Origin of the sequence: Rubrobacter aplysinae, from assembly GCF_001029505.1 — a bacterium.
Lineage (GTDB): Bacteria > Actinomycetota > Rubrobacteria > Rubrobacterales > Rubrobacteraceae > Rubrobacter_A > Rubrobacter_A aplysinae.
Window position 1 is genome coordinate 24,718 of sequence record NZ_LEKH01000015.1, and the last position, 13,305, is coordinate 38,022.

The window sequence follows — 13,305 nt, forward strand, 5'->3', positions numbered from 1 at the left end:
CTTTGCCGGATCTCCGCGGACCCTTGTGGCTCTTGCTTCCGGCTCTAGTATCCGCCGTATGCGCGAGCGCGGGACTTTTCCCTTCCCCGAGGCTCCGGGGCCTCTCGGAGAAGATTAGTTCAAGCGCGGGTCCGGGTCAAAGAGGGTCGAAGAGCCGCTCAGTCTCCCGAAACCGTCAGCCCCGCGAAGTAGTCCAGGGCTCCGGGATTAGCCAGGGAATCGCGGCTTGCGGCCTCCTCCACGGGCTTGCCGGAGAGGATCTTCTTTACCGGCACCTCCAGCTTCTTGCCGTTCAGGGTGCGCGGCACCTCCTCTATGACGAGCAGCTCGTCCGGCACGTGGCGCGGCGAGCAGTGCTCCCGGACGCCGCGCTTTATGCCGGATGCGAGATCCTCGTCTAGCTCTGTATCCTCCTCTGGGACCACGAACAGGTAGATCTTCGTCTCGGTGCCATCCCCCACCGGCGCGTCCACGACCAGGCTGTCTGCCACGCCCTCCACGGACTCCACGGCGGAGTAGATCTCGGCCGTCCCCATCCTCACGCCGCCCCGGTTTATGGTGGAGTCCGAGCGGCCGTAGATCACACACGCCCCGGTGTGCTTTACCTGTAGCCAGTCCCCGTGGCGCCACACCCCGGGGTAGTGCTCGAAGTAGCTCTCGTGGTACTTCTCCCCCTCGGGGTCGTTCCACAGGTAGAGCGGCATCGAAGGCATCGGGGCGGTGATGACCAGCTCCCCGACGTCGTCTATCAGGGGCAGCCCTTCTTCGTCGAAGGCGTGTACCGAGGCCCCGAGAGCCCGGCACTGCAGCTCCCCGGCCCGGACCGGCAGCAGCGGGCTGCCGCCTATGAAAGCGGTACACATGTCGGTGCCGCCGCTGGTGGAGAACAGGTGCAGGTCTCCCTTCACGTGCTCGTACACCCACTCAAAGCCCTCCGGCGGCAGCGGGGAGCCCGTGGAGCCTATGGCCCGGAGCCTCGACAGGTCATGGTCCCGGCCGGGCTCTATTCCGGCCTTCATGCACGCCGTGAGGTAGCCGGCGCTGGTGCCGAACACGGTGATCCCGGCCTCTTCGGCGAGCCGCCACATCGCGTCCATGTCCGGGTGGCCGGGGCTCCCGTCGTAGAGGACTATCGCACCGCCGCCGAGGAGCCCGGAGACGAGCAGGTTCCACATCATCCAGCCGGTGGTGGTGAACCAGAAGAAACGGTCCTCCTCCGAGAGGTCCATGTGCAGGTACACCTTCTTCAGGTGCTCCAGTAGTATCCCCCCGTGCCCCTGCACGATCGCCTTCGGCAGCCCCGTGGTGCCGCTGGAGTACAGGACCCACAGCGGATGGTCGAAGGGGACCTGCTCGAAATACAGCTCCGAGCCCTCGTGGTTGTCCAGGAACTCGTCCCAGAGGGTGAGGGTGCCTCCGGGAAGGCTGGAGGTGTCTAAAATCTCGGGACTCTCGTTCAGGTACGGTAGCAGTACGGTGTGCTCCAGGGAGGGGATCTCCCATCCGAGCTCGGCCACGGTCTCCAGGCGGTCGAAGTCCTTGCCGCCGTAGCGGTAGCCGTCGCAGGCGAATAGCACTTTGGGCTGTATCTGGGCGAAGCGTTCTATAACGGCCGGTGCGCCGAAATCCGGCGAGCAGCTCGACCAGACCGCCCCGACCGAGGCCGTCGCGAGAAACGCCACCACCGTCTCCGGGATGTTCGGCAGGTAGGCGACCACCCGGTCGCCCTTCTGCACGCCAAGCTCCCGCAGGGCAGAGGCCGTCGCGGCGACCCTCTCTCTGAGCTCGCCCCGGGTTACGGCGCCGAGGCCCCTCGTCTCGGAGGCGTGGATCACGGCCGGGCTCTCCGGATCTTCCGTCTCTCTTCCGTCCCCGAAATCACGGAGCGCGTTCTCCGCGTAGTTCAGGAGGGCTCCGGGGAACCACTGGCCATCCTCGACGGGCATGGCACGGCCGGTCAGCACCCGCTCGTAGGGCCGGGAGTGGACCACGCCGCAGTACTCCCACACCGAGGCCCAGAACTCTTCTATCTCCCGCACGGACCACTCCCAGAGCCTCTCGTAGCCCTCTCGGCCATAGCCCGGGAAATGCAGGCCTCTCTCCTCGGAGAGCCAGTCCATATAACGGGCCGTGCCCGAATCGCGGCGCCGCTCTTCTGAGGGCTCCCACAGAAGCGCGCCTTCACCTATCGTGTCCACTAGGTATTCACCTCTTGCTCTCCGGATTGCTCTTTGGCTTCTTCTGCTTCGTCCATCTCGGCCAGGACCGCACCGCCGGATACCCTGGAGCCTCCCTCGAAGGGCAGTTTGCGCACGATCCCGGCGTACGGTGCCTGTATGGTTTGCTCCGTCTTCATGGCTTCCAGTATCAGGATGGGCTGACCGGCCTCTACCTCCGCCCCTTCCTCGACTAGAACCTTGATAACCGTCCCCGGCATCGGAGCCGTAAGGCTCGTGCCCCGTGAGGCTCCAGCGCCGGAGCCGAGGTCGTCGAGGTTCAGCGAGCGGCGTTTGCCCAGCCTGTAGACGTAGCCGTCCAGCCCCACGAGCAGGTCCCGGCCCTCCTGGACCACGCCGCACTTGATCCGGCCCTCGTCATCCAGAAGATACAGCCTGCCGCCGCGGCGGGCAACGACCTCGACCTCCTTCTTATGCTTCTCATGACCGTCGAGTTCGAGCATCCACCGACCCCGGCTCCCGCGCTCGGCCCACACCTCCCACTCGGTATCTCCCAGCAAATAACGCACGCGATGTCCGCCGCCGGGCCGCACCCGACCGGCCGCGAACGGGTCCGTGGCCGGGGGCCTCTCGTCCGGCGCGTCCGACAGCTCGGCCACGGCGGCGGCGACCAGCGCTTCCGGCGGAGTCTCCACCTCGGAGGGGGTGGTGAGACCGTACTCCTCGAGAAACCCGGTCGTGAACTCTCCGGCCCCGAAGGCCTCGTGGTCGGCTATCTGCCTCAGGAGTGGGAGGTTGGTCGTGACCCCGAGCGCCAGATATTCCCTGAGCGCCTGACGCAGACGTCTCACGGCCGCCGGGCGGTCCGGGGCGTGGACTATGAGCTTCGCGAGCATGGGATCATAGTCCAGCGGCACGGAGTCCCCGGTCTCTACCCCGGTGTCGTTGCGGATACCGGGGCCCTCCGGCGGATCGAACAGGAGCAGCTCTCCGCCCGACGGCATGGCTGTCTGCGGATCCTCGGCGTAGAGGCGCACCTCTATGGCGCTGCCACTCACCCGGACCTCGTCCTGCGTAACCTGCAACGCCTCCCCGGCGGCGACGGCCAATTGCAGGTGCAAGAGATCAAACCCCGTCACGAGCTCGGTCACCGGGTGTTCGACCTGTAGCCGCGTGTTCATCTCCAGAAAGTAGAACTCCTCTCCGGATGGCTCCTCCCCCGAGAGCAGAAACTCCACCGTCCCGGCGTTGCGGTAGCCGGCGGCTTTCGCCAGCCGCACTGCGGCGGCCCCGAGCTCCTGGCGGCGCTCCCCGATGATAGCCGGTGAAGGTGCCTCCTCGACCACCTTCTGGTGCCGGCGCTGGATGGAGCAGTCCCGCTCGCCGAGGTGGACGACGTTGCCGTAGTCGTCGGCGACGATCTGGACCTCTATGTGACGCGGGTCAACCACGGCTTTTTCGAGAAAGACTGTGCCCTCGCCGAAGGCTGCCTCCGCCTCGCGCGTGGCGCTCTCGAAAGCATCCTGAAAATCCTCCGGACGCTCGACCATCCGCATGCCGCGCCCGCCGCCTCCGGCGCTGGCCTTGACGAGCACGGGGTAGCCGATCTTTTCGGCCTCGGCGGCGAGTTCTTCTGGAGTCGCCTCGCCGCTGAAGCCCGGCACGGTCGGAACTTCGGCCTCTTCCGCGAGCCGCTTTGCCGAGACCTTCGAGCCCATGAGGTCCATCGAATCCGGCGACGGACCGACCCACGTCGCCCCGGCCCGCTCGACCGCCCGCGCGAACTCCGCGTTCTCCGCCAGAAAGCCGTAGCCCGGATGCACCGCGTCGGCCCCGCTCCTTTCGAGGGCCTCTACTATTCTCTCTATGCTAAGGTAGCTCTCCGCGGCCGCCGCCGGTCCAATAAGGTAGGACTCATCGGCCAGCCTGTGGTGCATGGCCCCGGTGTCCGGCTCGGAGTAGACCGCCACCGTGCGTATACCAAGCTCCCTGCAGGCCCGAATGATGCGGACCGCGATCTCACCACGATTGGCGACGAGCAGCTTCTCCAGCTTACGAGTATTACGGGTACTCACCGCTCGCTACTCCAGCGCGGCTTGCGCTTCTCCAGGAAGGCGGTCAGCCCCTCCTGCCCCTCCTCGCCCGTACGCAGCTCCGCGATACGCGCGGCGGTGATCCCGGCCGCCTCCTGCGGGCCGGCCTCTTCGAGCTCTCCGAGAAGCCTCTTCGTGCTCGCCAGCGCCTCCGGCCCCCCGGAGACGAGCTGCCCGGCCTTCTTCCGCACGAGCTCGTCAAGCTCCTCTCCCGGGGCGACCTCGTGTACGAGCCCGATCTCCCGCGCCCGTTCAGCGCCGAACCGCTCTCCGGTCAGAAACAGCGACCGGGCGTGGGAGTGCCCGATCTTGCGCAGCACGAAGGGCGCGATGGTCGCCGGCGTGATACCGAGCCTCACCTCCGAAAACGCGAACACACAGCCCTCCTCGGCCACACCCACATCCGCGGCCGCCACCAGCCCGACGCCGCCGCCGATGGCCGCCCCCATGACGCAGGCCACTACCGGTTTCGGGCAGGCGGCGATGGTCTCGAAGAGCGCCGCCAGGCGTCTGGCGTCTCCGAGGTTCTCCTCGTAGGAGAAGCCCGCCGTCTGGCGCATGTAGCCGATGTCGGCCCCGGCGCAGAAGGATTCCCCCCTGCCGGTCAGGACCACCACGCGCACGTCCTCCAGCTCCGACATCTCGCCCATACAACGCGTCAGCTCTTCGATAAGCCCCGCGCTCAGGGCGTTGCGCACGTCGGGGCGGTCGAGCGTTACCGTGGCGACGCCGCCCTCTACGCTAGCCTCCAGGTGTTCGTAGTCGGTCATGCCCGGCTACATCCTGAAGATGCCGTAGCGGGCATCCTCGATCGGGGCTCCGGCGGAGGCTGCGAGGCCCATCGCGAGCACCTGCCGGGTGTCGGCGGGGTCTATCACGCCGTCGTCCCACAGGCGGGCGGTTGAGTGGTAGGGGTTTCCCTCCTGCTCGTACTTCTCGAAGATAGGTCGCTTGAACTCCTCGCGCTCTTCCTCTGTCATCTCCTTACCTTCGCGGGCGAGGCCTTCTTCGCGGACGGTGAGCAGCACGTTCGCAGCCTGCTCCCCGCCCATGACCGAGATGCGGGCGTTCGGCCACATGAACAACAGGCGCGGCGAGTAGGCCCTCCCGGCCATCCCATAGTTCCCAGCCCCATAAGAGCCGCCGATTATGACGGTAAACTTTGGAACCGGGGCGTTCGAGACCGCCATGACCATCTTCGCGCCGTTCTTTGCTATGCCTTCGTTCTCGTACTGCTTGCCGACCATGAAGCCGGTGATGTTCTGCAGAAAGACCAGCGGTATCTTGCGCGAGCTACACAGCTCTATGAAGTGGGCGCCCTTTAGGGCGCTCTCGGAGAACAGGATGCCGTTGTTGGCGATTATCCCCACCGGATGGCCCATGAGGCGGGCGAAGCCGCACACGAGCGTCTCGCCGTAGAGCGGCTTGAACTCGTGCAGGCGACTGCCGTCCACGACGCGGGCGATGATCTCCCGCACGTCGTAGGCCTTGCGCGGGTCGTCGGGGATCACGCCGTACAGCTCTCCGGGGTCGTGGAGCGGCTCCTCGGGCTCGGTGAGCGTCCAGGGGGCTCGGTCCCTGGCGATGGAGCTCTCTCCGTTCAGGCTGGCGACGATCTCACGCACGTAGGCCAGGGCGTGCTCGTCGTCTTCGGCGAGGTAGTCCGCCACCCCGGATAATTGTGTGTGGACCTCCGCACCGCCGAGCTCTTCGGCGGTGACCTCCTCGCCGGTCGCGGCCTTCACCAGCGGCGGACCTCCGAGGAAGATCGTGCCCTCCCCCTTTACCATCACGACCTCGTCGCTCATCGCCGGTACGTAGGCGCCCCCGGCGGTGCAGCTCCCCATCACGGCCGAGATCTGGGGTATCCCCTTGGCGCTCATCTGGGCCTGGTTGTAGAAGATGCGCCCGAAGTGCTCGCGGTCGGGGAAGACCTCGTCCTGCAGCGGCAGAAACGCCCCGCCGGAGTCCACGAGATACACGCAGGGCAGGTGGTTCTCTTCCGCAACCTCCTGCGCCCGGAGGTGCTTCTTGACCGTCATCGGGTAGTAGGTTCCGCCTTTAACGGTGGCGTCGTTGGCGACGATGACCACCTCGCGGCCCGAGACGCGCCCTATGCCGGTCACGATCCCGGCCGCCGGCACCTCGCCTTCGTACAGCCCGTGCGCCGCCAGCGGCGAGAGCTCTAGAAACGGCGTATCCGGGTCCAGGAGGAGCTCTATGCGGTCGCGGACCGGGAGCTTGCCGCGCTCCTTGTGGCGTTCCAGGGCGCGCTCTCCCCCGCCACGCCGGGCCTCTCGCTGGTGCTCCCGGAGCTCAGCGACGAGCGATTCGTAGGCCGCGGCGTTCTGTTTGAACTCCTGGCTATCCGCCGCGACGTTACTGCGGATGGTGCTCACTGGGCGACCATCTCCTCCTTCGCCCGCTCTGCGGTCTCGTCTTGGAGCAGGGAGCGGGCGATGAGCTGGCGGTTGATCTCGGAGGTGCCCTCACCGATCTCGTTGATCTTTACCTGCCGCCAGTAACGGGCCACCGCGCTCGTCTCCATGAAGCCCTCGCCGCCGTGGATCTGCACGGCCTGATCGGCGGCCCGCTTTGCGGTCTCCGAGGCGAACACCTTTGCCATGCTCGCCTCGCGCCCGAACGGACGCCCCTGGTCCTTGAGCCACGCAGCCTTTATCATCATGCTCCGCGCAAGCTCTATCTCCATCGCCATGTCCGAGAGCTTGAACTGTATGGCCTGGAACTCCGCGATGCTCCTGCCGAACTGCTCGCGCTCCCTGGCTCTAGCCAGAGCCTCGTCCAGGCACGCCTGCGCCAGCCCGACCGAGAGCGCCGCCACCGCAACCCTGCCGGCCTCCAGCGTAGAGAGGAACTGCCTGAACCCTTTCCCGCGCTCGCCCAGGGTGTTTGCCTCCGGCACCCGCACGTCTTCGAAGTAGAGCTGGCGCTGATCGGAGGCGCGCCAGCCGGTCTTCTCATAGCCGGGGCCGCGGGTAAAGCCGGGGGTGTCCTGCGGGATGATGATCGCCGTCAGCTCCGGCTTGCCGTTCTCGCGCTCTCCAGTGCGGGCGATCGCCGTTACGCCGGCGGTGATGTCGGTGCCAGAGTTGGTGATCCACTTCTTCGAGCCGTTCACGACCCACTCGCCGTCCACCAACTCCGCCGTGGTCCGGGTGCCGCCGGCGTCGGTGCCAGCGTGCTCCTCCGTAAGCCCGAAAGCCCAGAGCCTCTTGCCGCCCCGTACCTCCTCGGCGAGAAAGCGCCGCTTCTGCTCCTCGGTTCCGTAGGCGGCCAGCGGGGCGCAGCCCAGGGATATGTGGGCCTCCATCGTGATGCCAACGGAGGTGTCGGCGCGGCAGATCTCCTCCAGCGCCATGTTGTAGGCGACGAAGTCTCCGCCCGAGCCGCCATACTCCTCGGGAATGGTGAGGCCCATCAGCCCGAGCTCCGCCATCCTCGCGACGATGTCGTAGGGGAACTTCTGCTCTTTGTCTAGCTGGGCGGCGCGCGGGGCTATCTCCTCGCGGGCGTAGTCGCGGGCGACTTCTTGCCAGCGGAGCTGCTCGCTCGTGGGGTCGAAGTTCAATGCTCTCCTCTCGTCGCTTTCGTCGCGCCCGTCTAGTTGCTAGCGGCCTCTTCGAGGCCCAGACTCTCGACGGCGGCCTGGCGGAGCTTGTACTTCTGGATCTTGCCCGAGGCCGTCATCGGATACTCCTCGACGAACTGTATGTAGCTTGGGACCTTGAAGCGCGCGATGCTCTCCCGGCAGTAGCTCAGGATGCCCTCCTTATCCGGCTCGGCGCCCTGGCGGGGGATGATCGCGGCGGCCACCCGCTCGCCGTAGCGTTCGTCGGGGACGCCGTAGACCTGCACGTCGGAGACGTCGGGGTGCGTGTACAGGAACTCCTCGATCTCCCGCGGATACACATTCTCGCCGCCGCGGATGATCATATCCTTCGCCCGCCCGGTGATGCTGAAGTAGCCGTTCTCGTCCATGACGGCCAGGTCTCCGGTATGCAGCCAGCCGTCCTCGTCTATGGCGTCCGCGGTCTCCTCGGGCATCTTGTAGTAGCCGCGCATCACGTGGTAGCCGCGGGTCCACAGCTCGCCCTGCTCGCCAGCTGGCGCCTCCTCGCCCGTATCCACGTCCACCACCTTCGCCTCCACGCCCGGCAGTACCTTTCCGACGGAGGAGACCCTGATCTCCAGCGGGTCGTCGGTGCGGGTCTGGGTAATTACCGGGCTCGACTCCGTCTGGCCGTAGGCTATGGTGATCTCGGCCGCCCCCATCACGTCCACGACCTGCTTCATCACCTCCATCGGGCAGGTGGTGCCGGCCATGATCCCGGTCCTCAGAGAAGAGGTGTCGAACCTCTCGAACTCCGGGTGCTCCAGCTCCGCGATAAACATCGTCGGCACCCCGAGTAGTGCCGTGCAACGCTCCTCGTGTACCGCATCTAGCACCCTCACGGGGTCGAACTGCTCCACGGGCACCATCGCCGCCTCGTGGGTTACGGCGTTCAGCGTGCCGAGCACGCAGCCGAAGCAGTGGAAGAACGGCACCGGGATGCACACCCGATCCTCCGGCCCGAGCTCCATGCACTCGCCTATGTAGAAGCCGTTCTTGACGACGTTGGCGTGGGTGAGCTGCACGCCCTTCGGAAATCCCGTGGTGCCCGAGGTGTACTGCATGTTTATGACCTCGTCCGGGTCGAGCGAGGATTGCCGCTCCTGGAGCTCCTCCTCGGAAACCCTCCCGGCGAGCCCCAGAAACTCCTCGTCGTAGCCCATAATGGGTAGGCCGGACTTCGACCCCCCGCCCATGAGGACCACGCTCTCCAAATAAGGCAGGTCTCTTGCGGAGACCCCGTCACCGGAGTCCTCCGAGAGATCGGGCACCGCCCCCTTCAGGATGTCCACGAAGTCCGCGCCTCTAACCCCCTCGGTAAGGAATAATGCCCTGGAGTCGGACTGCTCCAGTACATAGTGCAACTCCGTGGCCCGGTAGGCCGGGTTTACGGTGACGAGCACCGCGCCTATCTTCCCGGTGGCGAACTGGAGCGTCACCCACTCGGGCTTGTTCTGACCCCAGACGGCGACCTTGTCGCCCTTATCGAGCCCTAGAGCCATAAGCGCCCGGGCGCACTCGTCCACCTTCTCCTTGAACTCGCGGTAGGTGTAGCGCAGGCCGTGCTCGGGATACACCAGGGCGTCGCCCTCCGGCCGGCGCTGCTCCACCAGGTCCAGCAGTCCGCCTACCGTAAGGTCTTCCACGTCCTCTGGCCGCATAAGATCTCCTCCGAGGCCGGTTGTCTAGTGAGCGTCTCGGAAGCGCTTTGCCGGAGCGCCGTCCCTGTTAAAAGCTCCGGGTACACGTCTTCTCAGGTCCCCGCATCACGAGACCGTCAGTGTGCTTGTGGGTGGCAAAGCCCTTCCCGACCCTTTCCGAGCTCCACGCAAGCACTGTACAAGAACGCCTCCACTCCGGCAACTCGGGCTACAAACGCGTCCCCTGATACCCGGAGAGGCTCAGCGCGCACTCCAGCCACCGTCCATGGTAAGAGAGGAGCCGTTCATGAAAGACGCGGCGGGCGAGCAGAGGAAAAGCACGGCCTCGGCGACCTCCTCGGGCTCCACGAGGCGCTTTATGGCGGGCTCTGTGAGCATGATCTTCTCCACCACCTCGTCTTCCGAGATGCCGTGGCGTTCTGCCTGAGCCTGGATCTGACCCTCCACCAGCGGCGTCCTCACGTACGCCGGACAGATGCAGTTAGAGGTCACGCCCCTCGGCCCGCCTTCGAGCGCGATGGTCTTAGAGAGACCTTCGAGGCCGTGCTTCGCGGCCACGTACGCGGACTTGTACTCCGAGGCGCGCAGGCCGTGGACGCTGGAGATGTTGACGACCCGTCCCCAGCCCCGCTCGTACATCCCCGGCAGCGCCTCGTGGACCAGCCGGAAAGGCGCTTCGAGCATCACTCGCAGCATCGCCGCGAACCGCTCGGGTGGGAACTCCTCGACCGGCGCGACGTGCTGCATACCGGCATTGTTCACCACGATGTCGGCGTCAACCGCGAGAACGTCGAGCACGTCCGGGTCGGAGAGGTCCGCGACGAGCGGCCTGCCGCCGATCTCCCCGGCGGCCCTACCGGCGGCGTCCGAGTCGAGATCGAGCACGGTCACCGCCGCCCCGGCCCGGGCGAGCCTGCGGGCACAGGCCAGTCCGATGCCGCTCCCGGCACCGGTCACGAGCGCCGTGCGGCCGCCCAGGTCCAAGCTGACCTCCTCGCCAGCGTACGATCCGGTGCCGCCTTCCGTGCTTGCCCCGCCTTCCAAACCCACCTCGCTTTAGAGTTTTCCGTGGTCGTTGTGGTAGCCGGGGGCCGCTCCGGTAGCGGCCCCCGGAATCCATCATCTAACTTCCCCTGACTTACCTTACCTGACCCTGGAGCCGCTGGCCTCAGCGCTCTGCGCCCGTTCCGCGGCGTGCGGCGCCTCTATGTCGTCCTGGTAGCTCTCGGTCGCGAAGTACACGGCGGCGATGGTTATGAGGGCCATGAAGCCGAGGTACACGGCAACCGGCCAGTAGCTACCCGACCAGCCGAGCAGGGCAACCGCGATAAAGGGCGAGAGCCCGCCGGCGAAGACCGAGGCGAGCTGGTAGCCCAGCGAGGCCCCGGAGTAGCGCACCCGGGTACTAAAGAGCTCGGAGAAGAAGGCCCCCTGCACCCCGTACATCGCGGCGTGGCCGACGACCAGCGCGAGGACGATGGCGAGCCAGATCAGCAATGTACTCTCCGTGTTCACCAGCCAGAAGAACGGGAAGGCAAACACCAGCGAGAATACCGCACCGAACATATACACCGGCCTGCGGCCCACGCGGTCGGTAAGCGCCCCGAAGAACGGTATGGCGAAAAGCTCGATAAACGAGGCGATCATCACGCCGAGCAGCGCCAGCGTACGCGGCAGCCCGAGCTGGTCCACCACGTAGGTCAGCACGAACACGGAGAACACATAGAACGAGCCGTTCTCCGCCACCCGCAGCCCCATCGCTATGAGCACCTGCTTGGGGTACACGCGCAAGACTTCCACTATCGGCATCCGGTGCTGGGACCCGGAGTCCTGCACCTGCTGGAAAGCCGGAGACTCAAGTATCTTCAGCCGGATGTACAGCCCGACGGCTATCATAACGACGCTCAGGAGAAACGGTATCCGCCAGCCCCAGGCGAAGAACTGCTCGTCCGGCAGCAGCGAGAACAGGTAGACCGCGCCGGTACCGAGCAACAGCCCCGCCGGTACCCCGATCTGGGGCCAGCTACCGTAGAACCCGCGCCTGCTGGGCGGGGAATGCTCGACGGCCATTATTATCGCGCCGCCCCACTCGCCGCCCACGCCGAAGCCCTGGAAGATGCGCAGGAGCACGAGCAGTATGGGCGCCCAGACCCCTATCTGGTTGTAGGTGGGCAAGAACCCTATGAGCAGCGTCGAGACGCCCATGATCATGAGCGTCGTCACCAGCATCGCCTTGCGGCCTATCTTGTCCCCGAAGTGGCCGAACACCACGCCGCCCACGGGCCGGGCGAAGAACCCGACCGCAAACGTAGCCAGCGAAGCCAGCACGCCCGCCAGCGGCGAGAAGTCCGGGAAGAACACGGTCCCGAAAACGAGCGCCGCCGCCGTTCCGTACAGGAAGTAGTCGTACCATTCTATAGCCGTCCCGATAAAGCTCGCCAGCGCGACCTTCCGGATCGACTCCTCTCTTATCGCGCCGCCTGAAGCACCTTCCGACATCCGCTCCTCCTATCCCCTTCTCCTGCGGTCCCCACCGCTCTGTACCAGACTCCGCACTCGATCCGCTACATGACCACTATGGCCCTCCCGTTGATCTCGCCGTTATCCAACGCCCGGTACGCCTCGTCCACCTCTTCCAGCGAATACCTCCTCGTGACGGTCTGCTGTGGGGTAAGAAAGCCCCGGGCCGCGAGGTCGAGTATCTCCGGCATGTCCGTCCGGGTCCTGCCGCCGTAGGAGCCTATGAGACGCTGACTGCGGCGCACCAGGCGGGTGATCTCGACCGGAGCCGTGGTCTTGCCGGGCGCTATGCCGACCGCGACCATCCGTCCGCCGTCCCGGAGCATCCCGGCGGCCTGGGTGAAGGTCTCCGGTCTGCCCAGCGCCTCGAAGGCGACGTCCACGCCTTCACCGCCGGTTAGCTCCATAACCTTCTCGACGGCGTCCTTCTCGGCCCCGTTCACCGCGTCGGTCGCCCCGAGTCCGCGGGCGGCTTCGAGCTTCTCGGCGGAGACGTCTACCGCGATTACGCGCGAGGCCCCGAATGCGCGGGCGATCTGGACCATGTTCGATCCGACCCCGCCCATCGCCACCACCGCGGCGGTCTCTCCGGCTCTCAGGTCGGCCCCGTTGCGCACGGCGCCGTAGGCGGTAAACACGGCGCAGCCCAGGATCGCGGACTCCTCTGGCGGCAACCCTTCGGGCAGCGGGAACACGTCGGTCACCGGGACCACCGCATACTCCGCGAGCCCGGCCATCGAGTACATCGCGAGCGGCGTCCCATCCTTCCGCTCTAGCCGGGTCTCGCCGTCGTAGAGCACGCCCTTCAGGCGGTTCATGGAGAAGAACTTCTCGCACACGTCGTCCCGGCCCCGCACGCAGTACCGGCACTCGCCGCACGGCATGATGAAGCTAGCCGCCACCGGGGTGCCGGGCTCCGGCCCCTCGACACCGGGCCCGAGGCTCTGTACGGTGCCCGTGATCTCATGCCCGAGCACCGCCGGGGTCGGGAACGGGGTCTCGTCCTTTATTACATGCAGGTCCGTGTGGCACACGCCGCAGGCCCTGACCTTGACCAGCACCTCCCCGGCCCGGGGCTCTGGTACGGGTATCTCCTCTACCTTTAGCCCGGTATGCGGGGCTTCGAGCACCGCCGCCCGCATCGAGCCCGCAGCATCTACTGCGCCATCAACCACCATCTCACCCCTTTCACTCCGCCTGGTTAGTACCCGGCCATCGGCGTC

The 13,305-nt window shown here is 66.3% G+C and carries 9 protein-coding genes; all 9 read right to left on the reverse strand.

The genetic code is table 11. The annotated features are described in order from the left end of the window. Positions 1-158: 158 nt before the first annotated feature. Positions 159-2,198, reverse strand: a complete 2,040-nt coding sequence (locus ABD53_RS12800) for an acetoacetate--CoA ligase (RefSeq protein ID WP_047866206.1) — start codon at positions 2,196-2,198, stop codon at positions 159-161. Further along, complete coding sequence (locus ABD53_RS12805; protein ID WP_235401610.1) at positions 2,198-4,252, reverse strand: acetyl-CoA carboxylase biotin carboxylase subunit; 2,055 nt, start codon at positions 4,250-4,252, stop codon at positions 2,198-2,200. The genes ABD53_RS12800 and ABD53_RS12805 overlap by 1 nt, the downstream gene beginning before the upstream one ends. Further along, positions 4,249-5,040 carry an enoyl-CoA hydratase-related protein gene (locus ABD53_RS12810; RefSeq protein WP_047866207.1) on the reverse strand — a complete coding sequence of 264 codons (792 nt, stop codon included), beginning with the start codon at positions 5,038-5,040 and terminating at the stop codon, positions 4,249-4,251. Before ABD53_RS12810 ends, ABD53_RS12805 begins: the two co-directional genes overlap by 4 nt. Before the next feature lie 6 nt (positions 5,041-5,046). Next, on the reverse strand, positions 5,047-6,669 hold the full coding sequence (locus ABD53_RS12815; protein ID WP_047866208.1) for a carboxyl transferase domain-containing protein: 1,623 nt from the start codon (positions 6,667-6,669) through the stop codon (positions 5,047-5,049). Further along, positions 6,666-7,859: an acyl-CoA dehydrogenase family protein gene (locus ABD53_RS12820; protein WP_047866209.1), complete on the reverse strand. Its 1,194-nt coding sequence runs from the start codon at positions 7,857-7,859 to the stop codon at positions 6,666-6,668. Before ABD53_RS12820 ends, ABD53_RS12815 begins: the two co-directional genes overlap by 4 nt. Positions 7,860-7,891: 32 nt before the next feature. Further along, positions 7,892-9,562, reverse strand: a complete 1,671-nt coding sequence (locus ABD53_RS12825; protein ID WP_047866210.1) for an AMP-binding protein — start codon at positions 9,560-9,562, stop codon at positions 7,892-7,894. Positions 9,563-9,802: 240 nt separating this feature from the next. Next, on the reverse strand, positions 9,803-10,546 hold the full coding sequence (locus tag ABD53_RS12830) for a 3-hydroxybutyrate dehydrogenase (protein ID WP_047866233.1): 744 nt from the start codon (positions 10,544-10,546) through the stop codon (positions 9,803-9,805). A gap of 159 nt (positions 10,547-10,705) precedes the next feature. Then, the gene (locus ABD53_RS12835; RefSeq protein ID WP_047866211.1) at positions 10,706-12,061 is read right to left on the reverse strand and encodes an MFS transporter; all 1,356 of its coding nucleotides are present in this window, start codon (positions 12,059-12,061) and stop codon (positions 10,706-10,708) included. Between the two features lie 65 nt (positions 12,062-12,126). Then, positions 12,127-13,260 carry a zinc-binding dehydrogenase gene (locus ABD53_RS12840; RefSeq protein WP_200900382.1) on the reverse strand — a complete coding sequence of 378 codons (1,134 nt, stop codon included), beginning with the start codon at positions 13,258-13,260 and terminating at the stop codon, positions 12,127-12,129. Positions 13,261-13,305 lie beyond the last annotated feature (45 nt).